The organism is Janthinobacterium sp. ROICE36 (genome assembly GCF_002869965.1).
GTDB lineage: Bacteria > Pseudomonadota > Gammaproteobacteria > Burkholderiales > Burkholderiaceae_D > Janthinobacterium.
Map to the genome: position 1 here is coordinate 1 of NZ_PEBS01000184.1, position 1,008 is coordinate 1,008.

Genomic DNA, 1,008 nt, shown 5'->3' on the forward strand with positions numbered 1-1,008 from the left:
CTGCGCTATCATCTACATATTGAGTTTGAGATGAGGTGAGCAATGCTGACTGCGGCGCCGATTATATTGAGCGAGGAAGACCGTGCCGAACTGGAACGAAGGGTCCGGTCGCAAACCATCGATACACGCACGTCCAGACGGGCACGTATTATTTTGCTGGCGGCCGATGGTGTTGGAAACCACGACATAGCCCGGCGCTTGGAGGTGAGTCGCAACCAGGTGATAGCGTGGCGGAGCAGATTCGCACAGGGTGGCATTGCGGCCGTTGGTGGGGATCTGCCACGCAGCGGACGCAAAGCTCAGATAGACGCCGCCGAAATCATCCGCCGCACCACCCAAACAACACCATCTTCGGCGACGCACTGGAGCACGCGCACGCTTGCGGCCGAAATGGGGATTTCGGATACCACGGTACAAAAAGTCTGGAAGGCAAACGGCATCAAGCCACATCTGGTCAAGTCCTTCAAGGTGTCGCGCGATCCGGCATTTGTCGAAAAGCTCGAAGACATCGTCGGTTTGTACCTCAGCGCGCCAGAACACGCGCTGGTGCTGTGCTGCGATGAGAAAAGTCAGGTGCAGGCGCTCGACCGGACGCAGCCTGGCTTGCCGTTGAAAAAAGGGCGTGCAGCAACCATGACCCATGACTATAAGCGACACGGGACAACCACGCTGTTCGCTGCTATGAGTACGCTCGACGGCTCGATTATTTCGCGCTGCGCCCAACAACATCGACATACCGAATGGCTGTCTTTCCTCAAGCAGATCGACCGCATGACACCGAAAGAAAAGGATTTGCATCTGATCTGCGACAACTATGCCACCCACAAGCATCCGGTGGTACGCTCCTGGCTCGAAGAGCATCCGCGCTTTCACATGCATTTCACGCCGACGTCCGCCTCCTGGCTCAACATGGTCGAGCGCTTCTTCCGCAGTTTGACAACGGATCGACTCCAGCGCGGAGTCTTTCGTAGCGTCCATGAACTGACCGTCGCAATCCATGAATATATT

At 56.4% G+C, this 1,008-nt stretch carries 1 protein-coding gene; it reads left to right on the forward strand.

Annotated elements, in window-relative coordinates:
• Positions 1-42 precede the first annotated feature (42 nt).
• The coding region (locus CSZ94_RS27335; RefSeq protein WP_102124364.1) for an IS630 family transposase at positions 43-1,008 on the forward strand (966 nt) is incomplete at its 3' end.